At 60.3% G+C, this 15,539-nt stretch carries 14 protein-coding genes, 1 tRNA gene and 1 rRNA gene; 14 read left to right on the plus strand and 2 right to left on the minus strand.

The annotated features are described in order from the left end of the window. Both rrf and FDT80_RS14255 read left to right on the plus strand, forming a co-directional pair. Nucleotides 1–99 (plus strand): 5S ribosomal RNA (rrf, locus tag FDT80_RS14250); the annotation flags it as partial. Between the two features lie 123 nt (nucleotides 100–222). Next, a tRNA-Met gene (locus FDT80_RS14255) sits at nucleotides 223–299 on the plus strand. Between the two features lie 278 nt (nucleotides 300–577). Here FDT80_RS14255 and FDT80_RS14260 read toward each other — a convergent pair. Beyond that, nucleotides 578–1,561 (minus strand): polysaccharide deacetylase family protein, encoded by a 984-nt coding sequence (locus FDT80_RS14260; protein WP_246039965.1) that lies wholly within the window; start codon nucleotides 1,559–1,561, stop codon nucleotides 578–580. A 140-nt stretch (nucleotides 1,562–1,701) separates the two neighbouring features. Between FDT80_RS14260 and FDT80_RS14265 the strand changes: the two genes are divergently transcribed. The 11 genes from FDT80_RS14265 to FDT80_RS14315 all read left to right on the plus strand — a co-directional run bounded on the left by FDT80_RS14265 (nucleotide 1,702) and on the right by FDT80_RS14315 (nucleotide 12,946). Further along, entirely contained in the window at nucleotides 1,702–2,700 is a 999-nt protein-coding gene (locus tag FDT80_RS14265) for a TRAP transporter substrate-binding protein (protein ID WP_138662993.1), read from the plus strand. Between the two features lie 15 nt (nucleotides 2,701–2,715). Further along, the gene (locus FDT80_RS14270) at nucleotides 2,716–3,210 is read left to right on the plus strand and encodes a TRAP transporter small permease (protein WP_246039966.1); all 495 of its coding nucleotides are present in this window, start codon (nucleotides 2,716–2,718) and stop codon (nucleotides 3,208–3,210) included. Beyond that, nucleotides 3,207–4,487, plus strand: coding sequence for a TRAP transporter large permease (locus FDT80_RS14275; protein WP_138662994.1), 1,281 nt, complete (start codon nucleotides 3,207–3,209; stop codon nucleotides 4,485–4,487). The genes FDT80_RS14270 and FDT80_RS14275 overlap by 4 nt, the downstream gene beginning before the upstream one ends. Nucleotides 4,488–4,491: 4 nt before the next feature. Further along, entirely contained in the window at nucleotides 4,492–5,403 is a 912-nt protein-coding gene (locus FDT80_RS14280) for a LysR family transcriptional regulator (RefSeq protein ID WP_138662995.1), read from the plus strand. A gap of 447 nt (nucleotides 5,404–5,850) precedes the next feature. Next, nucleotides 5,851–6,507, plus strand: coding sequence for a DUF1007 family protein (locus FDT80_RS14285; protein ID WP_138662996.1), 657 nt, complete (start codon nucleotides 5,851–5,853; stop codon nucleotides 6,505–6,507). After that, nucleotides 6,492–7,376: a nickel/cobalt transporter gene (locus FDT80_RS14290; protein ID WP_138662997.1), complete on the plus strand. Its 885-nt coding sequence runs from the start codon at nucleotides 6,492–6,494 to the stop codon at nucleotides 7,374–7,376. The genes FDT80_RS14285 and FDT80_RS14290 overlap by 16 nt, the downstream gene beginning before the upstream one ends. A gap of 184 nt (nucleotides 7,377–7,560) precedes the next feature. Continuing rightward, nucleotides 7,561–8,007, plus strand: coding sequence for a VOC family protein (locus FDT80_RS14295; protein ID WP_138662998.1), 447 nt, complete (start codon nucleotides 7,561–7,563; stop codon nucleotides 8,005–8,007). Nucleotides 8,008–8,308: 301 nt separating this feature from the next. Continuing rightward, on the plus strand, nucleotides 8,309–9,685 hold the full coding sequence (locus tag FDT80_RS14300) for an MBOAT family O-acyltransferase (RefSeq protein ID WP_170311880.1): 1,377 nt from the start codon (nucleotides 8,309–8,311) through the stop codon (nucleotides 9,683–9,685). Further along, nucleotides 9,672–10,766, plus strand: a complete 1,095-nt coding sequence (locus tag FDT80_RS14305; protein WP_138663000.1) for a hypothetical protein — start codon at nucleotides 9,672–9,674, stop codon at nucleotides 10,764–10,766. The genes FDT80_RS14300 and FDT80_RS14305 overlap by 14 nt, the downstream gene beginning before the upstream one ends. Nucleotides 10,767–10,778: 12 nt before the next feature. Next, nucleotides 10,779–11,018, plus strand: coding sequence for an acyl carrier protein (locus FDT80_RS14310; RefSeq protein WP_138663001.1), 240 nt, complete (start codon nucleotides 10,779–10,781; stop codon nucleotides 11,016–11,018). A gap of 14 nt (nucleotides 11,019–11,032) precedes the next feature. Next, on the plus strand, nucleotides 11,033–12,946 hold the full coding sequence (locus FDT80_RS14315) for an HAD-IIIC family phosphatase (protein ID WP_138663002.1): 1,914 nt from the start codon (nucleotides 11,033–11,035) through the stop codon (nucleotides 12,944–12,946). 92 nt (nucleotides 12,947–13,038) lie between these two features. On the opposite strand, the gene FDT80_RS14320 is transcribed toward FDT80_RS14315, so the two are convergent. After that, nucleotides 13,039–13,791: a GntR family transcriptional regulator gene (locus FDT80_RS14320; protein ID WP_212733863.1), complete on the minus strand. Its 753-nt coding sequence runs from the start codon at nucleotides 13,789–13,791 to the stop codon at nucleotides 13,039–13,041. Nucleotides 13,792–14,380: 589 nt separating this feature from the next. Here FDT80_RS14320 and FDT80_RS14325 point away from each other — a divergent pair. Next, the gene (locus FDT80_RS14325) at nucleotides 14,381–15,475 is read left to right on the plus strand and encodes a TRAP transporter substrate-binding protein (RefSeq protein ID WP_138663003.1); all 1,095 of its coding nucleotides are present in this window, start codon (nucleotides 14,381–14,383) and stop codon (nucleotides 15,473–15,475) included. Nucleotides 15,476–15,539: the final 64 nt, after the last annotated feature.

Here is a 15,539-nt window from a genome sequence, read left to right on the forward strand (position 1 = left end):
CGAGCAAAACACCCGATCCCATCCCGAACTCGGCAGTTAAGTGCCGCCGCGCCGATGGTACTGCGTCTTAAGGCGTGGGAGAGTAGGTCACCGCCAAACCTAGTAAAACCTCTGCAAAACCGTATCTCTCGATCGATGACACACACAGCGACACAACGCGCGATCCAAACGATCCGCACACAGGGCCAAAACTCGCAAAGCGCGACAACCGGCCATAAGCGTCGCGGGATGGAGCAGCCCGGTAGCTCGTCAGGCTCATAACCTGAAGGTCGTAGGTTCAAATCCTACTCCCGCAACCAAAATTACCAAACAATACCAAAGCCTTAGGCCTCGCATCACGCGGGGCTTTTTGCTTGTCCGCATTCCATGTCAACGCCACGTCAACGTTTGGCGAGTCTGTCGCGGTCCGGTGTCAGGCGAACCTCCGACAGCAAGCTGCGAAGGATCTCCGCCGCTTCCGTCTTGGCATCTGGAGCGTTCAAGGCCTCCGCGAGGTTGGCGACCTTGCCGCGAGACACGTCAGACAGGCCACGTCGCATCATTGTCCGAGAGGAGTAGCGAAGGTGACCTCAAGCCTTCAAGACGCCAGCCCGCGCACCCGTGCGCAATGTGCCGCAATTTCGGTGCGGGTTGTCACCCAGAGCGATCCATCTTGACGGCAGATCTTTGCGATATCTTCGATAGCCCAAGCCGCAGCGGGACGACCGTAGCAATGACCATGCGCAAAGACGTCGAAGATGACCGTTTCCGCCGGTTGGGCTTGGACCCCGACAAGAGCCTCGCGGAAAAGATCGACAAATTGTCCTGGCGTGCGCCCAAAGCGCATGGCGTGCGGCAGATCGTTGAATTCGACAGACATAGGGATGGCAAGAATCTCGCCCTTATCGAAGCGCTGGACGTAGGGTTGGTCGCCATCCAGGGCATCGCCGTGCCAGGTGTAACCCTGTGCGGACAACATGGCCTGTATTTGCGGCGACGATGTGACCCGGGGGCTGATCCAGCCTGTCGGCCGCTGCCCAGTCGCAGTTTCGATCAATGCCGTGCTGCGGGTGATCGAATGACGTGCATCATCGGCCGAAAGCGTCGGAAATACCAAGTTCTGCGCCAGCCCGTGGCCCACGATATCATGTCCCTGTTCCGCGTAGGCGCGCAGTTGATCTGGATAGGCTTCTGCCACTAACCCCGAGGTCATGAGGGTGGCCGGGATGCCGTGCCGTTCGAGAATGGACACCAATCGCGGTATCCCATGGGTGGCGTTGTAGCGTCCGTAACTATCTGCGTTGGGATCGAAAAGACCGTCGGTCAGTACATTGCCCATCGGCCCGACACCGGACGTGACGCCGGGCGACCACATCTCGTAGGCGAGGTTGAAGACGACGGCGATCCGGCGGTTGTCGGGCCAACACAAATCCTGTGCTACAGAATGTTTTTCGTACTGAATTTCTTCCATGATGTCTTGGCCCCGGTCATGCTCAAATCGCATTTGTCGTCGGGCCAACCTATCGCCGAGGGCGTCCTGAGCAAACTTCATTCCTTTCACGTCGTGCTGCACCGTATTCATCAGGCGTGCTGCATGATATGCATGTCACCGTGCGGTTTATGCACTGTTTGCATCGGTCGTCGCATGTTTAGGCTGTGCGTGGACCTTTCGGGCCTACGAGTACTCTGGGCTCCGAAGGATCATTTTAGGGAGGATACCTGATGACCATGACTTTCACGCGCAGGCTGTTCGGAGCATTGCTGACGACGGCCGCGTTGACCGGAACGGCCCATGCTGCAGAAATCGAGCTTAAACTGGCTTGGCTGACAGCTGACAGTCCCACCGATCCGTATGCAATCACCGCCCACGCCTTCAAGAAAGAGCTTGAAGCCGCGCTGCCCGGACGGGTCGAAGTGCAGCTTTTCCCCAACCGTCAGTTGGGCGACGACAAGGAGATCCTGGAGGGTCTGCAATTCGGCACCATAGACATGGGCGTGATTACCAATGCCGTGGTGGCCAACCTGGAACCGACCTATCAGCTTGTCGATCTGCCCTTCCTCTTCGGCAGCGCCGAGCAGGCGCACGAGGTGCTGGATGGCGACGTTGGTCAACAGCTCGCCGCCAACCTGCGCGATGATGGCGTCGTCTCTCTTGGGGCCGCCGAAGGCGGGTTCCGCAACATGATCAACAACACCCGGCCTGTCCGCACGCCTGCGGATGTTGAAGGTGTGAAATATCGCACCATGCAAAACCCCGTGTTCATCGAGATGTTTTCATCGCTTGGTGGCAGCCCGGTGCCGATGGCCTGGGGCGAGGTCTTTACCGCCATGCAGCAGGGCACCGTGGACGGGCTTGAAATCCCAGCCTCCGTGGTGAACTCCAACAATTACGCCGACGTGACGAAGTACCTGAGTTTTACCCGCCACACCTATTCGGCGATCCACCTCCTGATGTCCGAGCGAAGCTTCGAGGGTCTGCCTGCGGACGTGCAGCAGGCGGTGCAGGATGCCGGCCGAGCGGCGATTGCCGAGCAGCGCCGGACCGTTGCCGCCGCAGAGGCCGATATTGTCGCCGCGCTGACGGAAAAGGGGATGGAGATCAACGACATTGAAGACGTCGGCGCCTTTCGCGCCAAGGTCGGCCCAGTCTATGAGCGGTTCGAGCCGACCATCGGTGCGGATCTGCTTGAGCGCGCGCTTCAAGCCGTCTCGTCCAACTGACGCGCAGGAGTCTTCTTGCAACAGATCGTCTCACTGATTTCCACCACAAGCCGCGTGACATCGCGGCTTGTGGCGAACCTGTGTGTCGGGTTGATCTTCGTCATGCTGGGGCTTTTGGTGACGCAGGTCTTGATGCGTTACTTTCTCGGCGCCCCGCCCAGTTGGACCGAAGAACTGGCCATCATTCTCTTTGCCTGGCTTGTTCTGCTCTATGCCACGGTCGGTCTGCGCGAAGGCTTCCATGTCGCCGTTGAATCGATCCCAGCCCGCTTTGACCGTCTGCACCGCTGGGCCGATCGCTGGGTTGCCGGATTGGCCGTCGTCTTTGGCGCCGTCACGCTGACCGCCGGCATCGCTTATGTGGGCCGCACCGCCGGGCAAAAGACCGCCGCGCTGCAAATGCCCATCGAGGCGCTGTACCTCTGTGTACCGGTCTGCGGTGCGCTGTTCATCCTGCACGGGGTGGCGCGGATTCTCGGGCCGAATGACCCCGACAAGGGTGCCCGATGAACACGACCCTTCTTGTCCTGACGCTTGGCCTGCCGGTGATGCTTTTGCTGCGCGTCCCGCTGGCCTTTGCCATCGGCCTTGCCACGATCGGCGCGCTCTGGACGGCCGACATCGACATGATGATTTTCGCGCAGCGTATGGTGTCCGGGACCCAGTCCTTCAGCCTTCTGGCGATTCCCTTTTTCATCCTGGCCGGTGACTTGATGACCGCGGGTGGAATCTCACGCCGCTTGGTCGCTTTCGCTGATGTCCTGGTTCGTCATCGTACAGGCGGCTTGGGCATGGTTGCGGTTCTGGCGGCAGCGTTCTTTGCTGCACTCTCGGGGTCGGCCCCCGCGACCACGGCGGCCATTGGCGCAATCATGATCCCCGAAATGGAAAAGCGGGGCTACTCGCGTCCCTTCGCGACGGCGCTCGCGGTCGCCGGGGGAATTATCGGGCCGATGCTTCCGCCCTCGATCCCCATGGTGGTCTGGGGGGTCATGTCCGAAACCTCCATCAGCGAGCTCTTTCTGGCGGGAGTCGTGCCTGGGATACTTCTGGCCCTCGGACTCATGGCGCTTTGCTGGATGCACGCGCGCAAGCACGACATTGAACCCCAGCCAAAGGCGACCCGCGCCGAGGTCTGGACCGCCTTCAATTCAGCAAAATGGGCCCTGTGCGGTCCAATCCTTGTGCTGGGCGGAATCTATGGCGGCATCGTCACGCCAACCGAAGCCGCCATCGTCGCCGCAGTCTTTGCGCTGGTGCTGGGCTTTGGCGCGTACCGGGAACTGACGCTGAGGAACATCGTCCCTGTCACGCGTGGATCGCTCAAGACCATGACCATCGTCATGTTCATCATTGCGCTGGCCAATGGTTTCGGCTGGGTGATGGCGTTCGAACGTATCCCCGGACAGGTCACGCAGGCGTTGGAAGGCTTTGCCGACACGCCGGCGCTGTATCTTCTGATGATGAATTTGCTGCTGCTGGTGATCGGCTGCGTGATGGACAACCTCGCGGCCATGATCATCCTCGCTTCGTTTCTCGTGCCCATCGGTGAACAGCTTGGCATGGATCCAGTCCAGTTCGGTGCCATGGTCGCGATCAATTTCACCATCGGAATGGCCACGCCGCCTTTCGGCTACACGATCTTCGTCGGGGCTGCGATCAGTGGACTGAGAATTGGCCAGATCGCCCGGCCCTTGATGCCCATGTTGGCGGTGATGATCGGAGTTTTGCTGCTGGTGGCCTTCGTGCCGCAGGTAACGCTGTCTATCGTGGGGCTTTTGCGGTGACGCGATGGTGAATTTGCGTCGTTTCGACCTCAACCTTCTGGTCATTTTTCGGGCCATCATGAACCGTGGCTCCATTGCGGGTGCCGCCGAGGAGATCGGATTGTCGCCCTCCGCCGTCAGTCACGCGCTCGCCCGGTTGCGCGTGATGCTCAACGACGAGCTGTTCTTCCGGACTGCTGACGGGGTCAGCCCAACCGATCGCGCCCGTGACCTCAATGCCGATATCGAACGCGGCCTCGGCTTCATCTCAACGGCGATCTCACTGCAGCACGAGTTTGTCCCGGCGCAGACCGAGCGGGTCTTTACGATACAGGTCGCTGACTATGTCTCGGGGTTTCTTCTCCCGCGGTTGGCCGAGCGGCTGCAGATCGAAGCCCCCGGCGTATCCATAGATATCCTGCCCTTTTCCATCTCGCACGAGAGCGTCTGGGACCGGGTGGACATGCAGGTGCGCCTGACACCGGGGCGGCTGCAACCGGAAATGGTGCGGTCCCGACGCCTGCTGGCTGACGAGATTGTTGTGTTGATGCGGCGCGACCACCCGCGGGCGTGTGAACCGATGACGGCCGAACTCTATGCCGATTTGCCCCACGTGAAGCTGTCACAATCGGCCACGGGCACGACGGTCATCGACGACGCACTGGCGGCGCGTGGGCTCAAGCGCCACATGGCAATGACCGTTGCAAGCTGGTTCGAGATACCCGACATCGTGGCGAATTCCGACCTGATCGCCATCGCGCCTCGACGTCTGTTTTCGCTGGACCCACGACTGAACAACCTGCGGGCCGCCCCTTTGCCGCTGGAGGAAGTGGTGTTTTCGTTCGATCTTTGCTGGGATCTCAGAACCGAGCGCGAGCCGGGGCAAAAATGGCTGCGCCAGGTGATCTCGGATGTGTTCAAAGAGATGCGCGCCTGAGCGGCCAGCATAGCGGTCCGAGCGGGGTCATCGGAGTGAGACGAGGTTTGAATACAAACCTCTGCACGGATGGAAGCGGCTATCCGCGTCGATTGTGGTGAAGCACCGTTTTGGGCCGTCGAGGAAGAACGGTCCGGCTGATCACGTCCGTGGTGGTGAGGACGCGGTCGCTTCTGCCCGACGACGCGCCCTTTGTCCCAACCTGACGCAGGCGCCTTGGCATATCACGATTTCTTGGAGCAGCAGCGAAAGCCCGGAGCGGGCCCAACCCTTCCGCCCCAATGATGCAGCGCTTGTCACGCAACACCGTGCCGTGAGTTTCTTCTACTCGGCAAATCTCAACTGTGGTGGCGCGGGTGCACGGCGTTTGCGGGCGAACCGGCTGAAGGCTGCTGGTCGCGGATATGCGGAATTGCTGTGCCACGCGACAGGCGTTATTCAAGCGTCATGCGAACCATCATCAACATCATCGCGATCCTGAGTGGCCTGACCGCCACCTCACTCGCGGCGCATCCGCATATCTTTGTCGATACCGGGTTTGAACTGGTCACGAACGACGCGGGCCAGCTGACCCATGTGCGGGTCACGTGGGAATACGATGAATTCTATTCACTGCTGATCACCGAGGACTTGGCGCTGGATGGTGACGGCGATGGCGTGCTGACCAAAGCCGAACTTGAGACACTGACAGGCTTTGATATGAAATGGATTGATGGGTTCAATGGTGATCTGATGCTCACCGTGCAAGACGGGGCCATCGCGATGTCAAAGCCTCGGGAGGTCACCGCCAGCTATTCCGGCGGGCGCATCACCACAACCCATCTCCGCGCGCTTGAAAAGCCAGTACCGGCAGGTGAAGCCCTGGTCATAAAAGCCTATGATCCGACCTATTATACCGCATATGAATTATCCCGTCCTGTGACAGTGAGCGGCGGCGGCAAGTGCGATGCGCAGCTTAAGGCACCGGAGATGGACGACGGGTTGAAAGCGCTTCAACAGCAGCTTTCGGCGTTGGATGCCGGGTCTGAACCGCAGGATGTCGGTCTGCCCAACATTGGGGCGCAGTTGGCCGGCAGCGTAGATGTGACATGCGTCGCATCCTGACACTGACGACGATCACCGTCCTGATCGGCCTGATCCTGATGTGGTGGGGCGGCAGCTTTGACCGTATCGGCTATTGGGCCGCTGGCCAGCAGCGTGCATTTCAGAACACCATCGCCAGCAGCCTGCGCGCCGCACGCGCAGGTCAACCGGGCGCGGTCATTGCCCTCCTCTCCGCCTGCTTTGCCTATGGCCTGGCCCATGCAGCCGGACCGGGTCATGGCAAGCTGTTGATCGGGGGCTATGGTATGGCGCGGGGCGTGTCGATGCTGCGCTTGTCGCTCATCGCGCTGGCATCCGCGCTGGGTCAGGCAGTGACAGCGGTGGCGCTGGTCTATGGTGGAATAACCTTGTTGAACCTCGGACGTGAGGCGATGGTTGGCGTGACAGAAGACATCATGGCCCCGGTGAGCTATGCCGCCATTGCGCTGATCGGTGGCTGGCTGGTCACGCGCGGGCTGCGCCATCTGCGACCTGTGGCAGAGCATGATTCTGACCGTGCGGTCTGCGCCAGCTGCGGCCATACACACGGGCCAACGCTGGCTCAGGTTCAAAAGACCGGAACACTGCGAGAGGCATTGGTACTGATCGCAGGCATCGCTGTGCGCCCCTGCACCGGCGCGCTGTTCGTGCTGATCATCACCTGGCAGATGGGGATCGGAGTGTTGGGGGTCGGTGGCGCATTCGCCATGGCGCTTGGTACGGCAGCGATCACCATCGCGTTCGGGCTTGGCGCGGGTGCATTGCGCAAAGGTGTGCTTGCCGGGGTCGTTGGATCACCTCGCGCGGCAACGCTCGCCGCAGTGGTGGAAATATCCGCTGGTGGAATTGTCGTTGTGCTCGCAGGTGGATTGCTCCTGCGCGCGGTGTAGGACGCCAACGGGCCGCAGTTCGTGACGCACTGCAAGCTGCGTGTCTTCGGCTTGCGCTGCGCAAGCGGTATTCGGCTTTTTTGATCTTGTCACCCTGGGACCAGACCGATTACCGTTTTTCACTCTGCGAATATTAGGCAGTACAGTGAAAGCGTGCGGCTTTGAAAATGGCGAGGCGGATTTTGTGGCACCGGACCTGAGCTTCGATCACCTTGGTCTTGTCTGCTCGGACCTTTCTCTTGGGCGGTCGTTTTTATCCCGGACCATCAGCGTCGGAGATTGGACAGCAAGCTTCACCGATCCTATTCAAAAGGTGCACGTGCAATTCGGCCGTGATCGGGGGGGGATGGTGTATGAACTCATCGCGCCAAGCGAGACCGGATCACCGATCGCAAAGTCTTTGAAATCCCGCCAGAACATCCTCAATCACGTCGCCTATCGCACCAATGATCTTGCCGCGGCTGCTGCACATCTCGAAGCAGCGGGTTGCCTTGCGGTGTCGATGCCCGATCCGGCTGTGGCCTTTGGCGGTGCCCTGATCCAGTTTTTTTACTCGCCGTTGGATTTCATCATCGAACTCATCGAACAGGATCAATCACGCCATATTTTCGAACCCCTGCCGCAGGATTGATCGCCGCGACCCTGTGGTCGAAGCACGCGTGCGGATCAAAGATATTGAAAAAAAGGCAAAAATCGGCGAAGCTGTCCCGAACCAGATTACAGGCCGTGTTCCCGATCGTCGAAGCTGGTGACACGCGTTCAGAGCTTTTTGACTGTCCGCCCTTCAACAGGGCAACCGTTTTTCCAAACGGTAGAAGATTTGATACCCCGCGCGCCGTTGTCGTTAGGCGTGACAAGATTGCGGAAGTGGTCTTTTTGCCATGTCTTTGTTTTCACACGTGTTCATTTTATTCGCCGTTGTATTCGTGCTGATGTTTCGATTGCGTTCGGACTACGTGTGGCGTGCCTCGGTGCTTTTGGCGGCAAACCTTCTGTTCGTGTCGGGCTTTTTCGCGTCGGTTGCGGGCGCGGTGCCGTTGGTCGGGTTCGTTGTATTGGGTTACCTGGCCGTCGTGTCGGTGCAAGCGATGCCGCACCGCGCATTGAGTTGGTCGTGGGTGGTGCTGTTCGTCGGGCTTCTGGCATGGTTTCAGGGCTACAGCCTGATCGCATTCGTGCCCGGCCTGCCCGTGGCCATATCGACCATCGGCCTGTCCTATATCCTGTTTCGGATCCTGCACATGGTTTTCGACGCCCGCGAAGGTGCCTTGCCGGATCGGATCAGCCCAGTCGATTATCTTAACTACACGGTCAATTTCCTTGCCTTCGTGTCAGGCCCGATTGACCGGTTTCAAACCTTCCGGGACAATTTCATGATCCCCGCTCCGGCCGACCCCACGGCGGTGCGCGCGGCGCTGGGGCGGGTGACGATCGGCTATGGCAAGGTGCTCATCCTGTCGGCCATTGCACTCTACGTCTTTGACAACATCGCGCCGCAGCTATTGGATGACGGAATGGCGGCAGGCCCCAAGCTGGTGGGCTTTTACTGCATCGCAGCGGCTGCCTATACCTTCTACCTCTATATGAACTTTTCGGGGTACATGGATATCGTGATCGGCATCGCGCGGCTTGCCGGGTTGGACCTGCCGGAAAATTTCAACAAACCTTTCGCCTCGCGCGGCATGATCGAATTCTGGAGCAGGTGGCACATCACCCTGTCGAACTGGTTCAAGCAGTATTCTTTCATCCCGATCCTGCAAGCTCTGATGATGCGGTGGCCCTCGGCCGGTGCCGCGCCCTTTTTCGGCGTCTTCACCTATTTCGTAGTCTTCATGGTGCTGGGCATCTGGCATGGCTCGACGCCGGTCTTCGTGGCCTACGGCTTTGTGCTGGGCCTTGGCGTAAGCCTCAACAAGCTGTGGCAGGTCTTGTTGACCGCGCGGTTGGGCCACAAGCGGTTCCGTGGATTGTCGGCCAATCGCGTCTATACCTATGCGGCACGCGGGTTGACCATCGGATATTTCGCCATCGCGTTGACAGCCTTCTGGTTCGACCACGCCGAGGTCGCGGCGCTGACCGAACGCTTCCGGCTGACCGGATGGCTTCTGGCGCTCGGGCTGCTTAGCCTTGGATGGGCGATGATCGCGCTGCTGATGGACATGGCGTCGGGGCTGACGCGCTGGCGGTGGGATTGGCAATCGGCGCCCGCCGGGCTGGCCTTTGGCGGCATGGCCGGCATCCTCTATACCTGCATCACCGCGCAGGCCATCCTCAACAAGGGGGCTGGGTTTGTCTATGCGGATTTCTGATCTGAAAACCGTACTGTGGCAAATGCTGCTGCTGGTGATGAGCTTTGTCGCGCTCAGCGCCGTTTTGCTGGGGCTGTCGTTGCTGGTCTTGCCGCCGCCCGATCGGATCACCCCGATCGATACCTTTCGCGCCGGCGCCACCGTCTATTCCACGCCGCCGCGTCTGATCTATTATGGCCGGAAAAGCCTGCGAAACGAAGGCCCCAAGGTCATTCTTTTGGGGTCCAGCAACACGCAGGTCGGATTCGACCGGCAGGCGCTTGCCGACAGGATGGAAGGAATGGCGGTTCACAACCTGGGCATCGGCGATGCCAACATCACCGAGATTGCACAGATTGCCGATCTGGCGCTGTCCTCAATCGGGTCCGACCGGATCAAGGATCAGGTCTTTGTTATCGGCATCTGGTACGCGACCTTCGTGGATAATGCCAATCGCTGGTCCTCGGGCGATGCGCTCCGTTTTGAGACGGATATCGACCGGGAGCGGTATCGCTACGGTTTTCAGCGCGGTGGCGTGAACGGTCCGAAGGTATGGATCTCGGACCGCGATGCCGACATCGCAGCGGTCCTTGTCCATCCCTTGATTGCGCTGGAAAAGGGCATCCGGATCGTGACAGCGGATTTGCGCAGCCTGTTTTTCGTGCGCCCGCCCCGGATAGACACGCAGACGCGCAACACGATGACACCAAGCAAGGCGCAGAAAGCCGCCGCGCTGGCCTATCGGGCAGGCTACATGAAATCGGAACGGCTTTCGGGCGAACAGTATGATGTTCTTGATCGTCTCGTGCGTGACCTGACGGGGCAGGGCGCGCATGTGGTCGTGGCCGACCTTCCGATCCCTGACTGGCATGCGCAGGGCCTGCCCTATCACGCCGACCACCGGGAGAGGATCGCCCAGGTCGTGGCGGGCCTGACCGGGGTGGAGCGTTTCGACTACGTCGATCTGCGCCATCTCGATGATCCCGACAGTTTCTACGACGATGCGCATGTCCGGCCGCGCGATTTGGGGCCGTGGGTCGATGCGCTTGCCGCGCGTCTCGAAACTTTCGCGCCGACTCGCATCACCTCAGCAACCGATTGAAGGGACAATGACATGGACGACACGCAGGTTTCCGAGACCCTCTACGAGATTTTCAACGACTTCTTCGAACTTGACCGCTCCGAATTCGGTCCCGATCTGACAGCGGACCAGGTGGATGGCTGGGACAGTCTCAACCACATCCGTCTGATGCTGAACATCCAGCAGAATTTCGGGGTCAAGTTTTCGTCCGGTGAAATCAGTGATCTCAAGAACGTCGGCCAGCTTGCCAGCCTGATCGCCGCGAAAACCTGAGGGAGCCTGCGCGTATGAGCCTCGACCTGTACCTTGACCTGGGCTGGCTTCCCCGACCGCCGTCCGATCTGAACAAGATCATCAAATCGGTGCGCGACGCGGGCCCGGCCACCGCAGAGGCATTGCGCGGGCTGGCTCAATTCGGGCTGAACGAACTGCAGTTGAACAAGGTCGCGCGCGCCCTGTCGGACGCACGCGACGGTGGCGTCGACCTCAAACCGCTGATCCCGCTCAAGGTCGCGCTGCTGAGCAATACAACCACCGAATTCCTTAGTCCTGCGATGATGGCGACGGGGTTACGGTACGGGTTCGCGACCGACCTTGTCCTGGCGCCCTATGGACAGGTGGTTCAGGAACTGCTTGATCCCCAGTCCATGACCTATGCCGCGGATCCGGATGTGATCGTGATATCGCTGGATCACCGTGGGCTGAACCTGACGGCGGTGCCGGGCGACGTCGATGCGGCGGCTGCCGGGCTCGCGGCGTCGCTTGACCAGATAGAGACCCTGAAGGCTGCGATCGAACAGAATTCCCGCGCGGTCGCTATGTTCCAGACCGTCGCTCGCCCGGCAGAGCCGGACCTGGGTTCGCTCGATCTTGGCGTGCCCGGAACGTGGCGCCAATTGACCCATGACTTCAACCGCGCGTTGGCCGACATGCTGACCGGAACGCCGCATCTGCTGCTCGATACCGCCGGTCTGGCCGACACTGTGGGGCTTGCCACCTGGCACGATCCGGGGCTGTGGCACATGGCGCGGGTTCCCTTTTCCAACCGTGTGCTGCCGCTTTATGCCGATCACATCATGCGGGTGATCGCGGCATGGCGCGGCAAAAGCCGGCGCTGTCTCGTGCTGGATCTGGACAATACGCTTTGGCACGGGGTGATCGGCGACGATGGGCTGGACGGAATTCGCCTGGCGGAAGGCGACCCGGTCGGAGAGGCGCACAGGGATGTTCAGGACCGCGCGCTGCAATTCCGCAGTCAGGGCGTGGTTCTGGCCGTGTCGTCAAAGAACGACGACGCCGTTGCCCGAACCGCCTTTCGCGATCATGCTGAAATGGTCTTGAAGGAAGATCACATCGCCGTTTTCCAGGCAAACTGGCGCGACAAGGCGACCAATATCCAGGCGATCAGCGATGATCTGGCCTTGGGGCTGGAATCGCTGGCGTTTCTTGACGACAATCCCGCCGAACGCGGCTTGATCCGCGAGGCCCTGCCGCGTGTCGGTGTGCCCGAATTGCCGGAGGATCCGGCGCTATACGTGCGCACCCTCGTGGCCAGCGGTCTTTTCGAGGCGACAACGTTTTCAGACGAGGATCGCCGACGGGCCGAGGATTACCAAAGCAACTCCAAGCGCGTGGCGTTGCAGGCGTCAGTCACCGACATCGGGGAATACCTGCGCTCTCTGGACATGGAGTTCGCGGTTCTTCCCTTTGACGCGCCGGGGCGCGCGCGGATCGCGCAACTGATCAACAAGTCCAACCAGTTCAACTTGACCACGCGGCGCTATTCCGAGGCCGATGTCGCCGCGATGGAGGATGATTCAGGGCTCTTGACCCTCCAGATACGGCTCAGGGATCGGTTCGCCGATAACGGCATGATCAGCGTCGTCATCTGCCGGACCGACGGCGCGACATGGGAGATCGACACCTGGCTGATGAGTTGCCGCGTCTTGGGCCGCCGGGTCGAGCGGGCCATCCTGCAGGTTCTGAAGGACGCGGCGCAGGCGGCAGGCATCACGACGCTGCGCGGGCGCTACATTCCGACGGACCGCAATGGCATGGTGGCGCAGCACTACGCGCAGCTGGGCTTTGGCCTCGTGGAAACCAGAGAGGACGGCACGACCCTGTGGTCGGTCGAGGTTGCCGATCTTCCCGATCAGGAGGTCATCGGGACGATATCCCGTCAAACGGCACCCTCGGCCTGAGCCGGAACGCCACCTTTGGGCCGCAAGGGGCGCGGCATATCGTGACCGGGCCGATGCCATCTCCGGGATCTGGCGGTCAAAGCCCGGACCCGTCAGGCGCTATCGGTCGTTGACCCCTGTCGCGACGTCACCAAAGCAAGACCGGGAACGCCCTTGGTCGCTTCTGGCCGGTGTTTCGTCAGATAGTCGAAATTCGTCAGCGCAAGGCGCGCGTGTTCGCGCGTCAAAGCCTCGGCGCGACTGCCCTCACGGTTCGTGATCGCTTCCAGGATCGCACGGTGTTGCCGCTGTGCATAGCGCAGCGACTCCTGAAAATCCGGGATGCCGGCCTGTTCGATCAGAAACGCCGAAGGCGAAGCCAATGGCAAGCGGTTCATCCGTTCCAATTCCCGTTCGATCAGACCGCTGCCAGCGAGCCGTCCCAGCAAATTGTGAAACCGGGCGTTTTGCCGGACGTATAGATCAAAGTCGATCCGGCCACGCGGCGCGAGCGCGATGTCGATCCGGTCCAGCGCATCGTTGGCCTGCGCGGTCAAAAGCGGATCGGCGCCTCGTTCCGCCGCCATTTTCGCGGCGGTTCCTTCCATGACGCCCCGGATCTCGATCGCGTCCGTGATGTCTTGCTTGGTAAAGATCGCCACCCGGCACCCACCGGTCTCGATCCGTTCCAGCAACCCTTCCGACACCAGCCGGTCCATCGCCTGACGGAGCGGTGTTCTCGACACGCCCAACTGCTTGGCGACGGCCACTTCGGACAGTCGTTTGTCGCCCAGAAACGCGCCGCCCAGGACCAGCGAACGCAGGCCAAAGAGCGCTTTGTCGAACTGGCTCAGACGATCAGGCAAGCCTTTGGCCCCTTCGATGTCGCAGGCGCGGTCGCTGCCTGGGTGAAATAATGTATACACAACCTCTGGCTGGTAGCGCGTTCAGGCGGATGACACGACGATTCGTGGCAATTTTGTTCGATACCGACTAAAGTTGTATACAGAAATCGCGTTTCCAAGAAATCTTTCGAGTTTTTTCCAACGAATTCAAACTGCGCCAATTGGCTGGCATCACTCAGACGCGTCGGCCAAAGGGCCCCGCAGCGTTCGCGCGGGCAGGTCACGGCGACGAGGTAAAAGGCAGGAATACCAATGACTTGAATCGGGTCAGGGCAAAATTCGGATGGTCTGCAACCAAAACGGTTGCCAGTGCAATGCAGCCATCCGAGCGAAATCACGGCGTTCTGGAGCGGCCCCACGGGCCAAGATGCGCTTGCCAGAACGCACACTTCTTCTAAAGTTTGCGTGGATCACGTGCAACTGGCGGCCGCGCTCCCGGTCAACTGGTTTGCCCGGAACGCACAACAAAGCCTGACTGCGTGATCCAGAAAATGAAGCTACCAGTGCTGGCTCAAGACGTCTGGCGCGCTTACATTCCTTGGGAGGAAAAATGACAGATAATCTTAACCGCAGGAAATTCCTGCGTGGCTCCGCTGTCGTCGGTGCTGCCGCTCTTGCTACGCCAGCAATTGCCGCGAACCACACGACAACACTGAAAATGCAAGCGGCCTGGGGGGGCGGTATCTTTCTCGAGAATGCGCAATCCTATGTGGACCGCGTTCATGCGATGGCCGGCGATTCACTGAAGATCGACCTGTTGGCGGTCGACTCGGTCGTGAAGACCTCCCAGATGCAGGATGCCGTTCACCGCGGCGTTCTGGACGCGGCGCATTACGTGCCCGCCTATTGGTATTCCAAGTCCAAGACGGCATCGCTGTTCGGCACCGGCCCCTGCTTTGGCTGGTCCTCGCAAGAGGTTCTGGGCTGGGTCAACTATGGCGGCGGTCAGGAACTGTTCGACGAACTGATGGGCTCGCTGGGCCTGAATGTCGTGTCGTTCTTCAACTCGCCGATGCCGGCGCAGCCGCTGGGCTGGTTCAAAGAGCAGATCACCGACGCGGCCCAGATGAAGGGCCTCAAGTACCGGACCGTCGGTCTGGCGGCCGACGTTCTGCTGGAAATGGGCATGTCCGTCGTGCAGTTGCCCGGTGGCGAAATTCAGCCCGCGATGAAATCCGGCCTGATCGACGCGGCCGAGTTCAACAACCCGACATCCGACCGCGATTTCGGGATGCAGGACGTGTCCAAGCACTATCACCTTGCGTCGTTCCACCAGTCGCAGGAATTCTTTGAGGTGACGTTCAACAAGAACAAGTTTGAATCGCTGCCGTCCGAGCTTCAGGCGATCCTGCGTTATGCGTCCGAGGCCGAGAATTCGAACTTCTACTGGCACAACACCAAGCGCTACGCGGACGATCTGAACACGCTGCGCGAAGAGCAGGGCGTCAACGTCTATCGCACGCCCGACAGCGTGATGGCCGACCAGCTCGCCGCCTGGGATGTGGTGGTCGAGCGCATCGCGGGAGAGGATGAATTCTTTGCCAAGGTGATCGAAAGCCAGAAGGCTTATGCCAAGAACGTCATGGGCTATCTGAACCTGAACCAGCCTGACTACAAACTGGCCTACAACCACTACTTCGGTTGAACTGACCAGACACGACACGATCCGGGGACCTGTCAGGCCCCCGGATCGGCTGTGCCAGAAGGAG

Origin of the sequence: Sulfitobacter sabulilitoris (assembly GCF_005887615.1) — a bacterium.
GTDB lineage: Bacteria > Pseudomonadota > Alphaproteobacteria > Rhodobacterales > Rhodobacteraceae > Sulfitobacter_E > Sulfitobacter_E sabulilitoris.

Bases quoted from the DNA above. Each gene is read 5' to 3' on its own strand.
- FDT80_RS14310 (WP_138663001.1), top strand. From the start codon at position 10,779: ATGGACGACACGCAGGTTTCCGAGACCCTCTACGAGATTTTCAACGAC.
- FDT80_RS14325 (WP_138663003.1), top strand. From the start codon at position 14,381: ATGACAGATAATCTTAACCGCAGGAAATTCCTGCGTGGCTCCGCTGTC.
- FDT80_RS14290 (WP_138662997.1), top strand. From the start codon at position 6,492: ATGCGTCGCATCCTGACACTGACGACGATCACCGTCCTGATCGGCCTG.
- FDT80_RS14260 (WP_246039965.1), bottom strand. From the start codon at position 1,561: ATGAATACGGTGCAGCACGACGTGAAAGGAATGAAGTTTGCTCAGGAC.
- FDT80_RS14275 (WP_138662994.1), top strand. From the start codon at position 3,207: ATGAACACGACCCTTCTTGTCCTGACGCTTGGCCTGCCGGTGATGCTT.
- FDT80_RS14265 (WP_138662993.1), top strand. From the start codon at position 1,702: ATGACCATGACTTTCACGCGCAGGCTGTTCGGAGCATTGCTGACGACG.
- FDT80_RS14305 (WP_138663000.1), top strand. From the start codon at position 9,672: ATGCGGATTTCTGATCTGAAAACCGTACTGTGGCAAATGCTGCTGCTG.
- FDT80_RS14280 (WP_138662995.1), top strand. From the start codon at position 4,492: ATGGTGAATTTGCGTCGTTTCGACCTCAACCTTCTGGTCATTTTTCGG.
- FDT80_RS14285 (WP_138662996.1), top strand. From the start codon at position 5,851: ATGCGAACCATCATCAACATCATCGCGATCCTGAGTGGCCTGACCGCC.
- FDT80_RS14300 (WP_170311880.1), top strand. From the start codon at position 8,309: ATGTTTCGATTGCGTTCGGACTACGTGTGGCGTGCCTCGGTGCTTTTG.
- FDT80_RS14315 (WP_138663002.1), top strand. From the start codon at position 11,033: ATGAGCCTCGACCTGTACCTTGACCTGGGCTGGCTTCCCCGACCGCCG.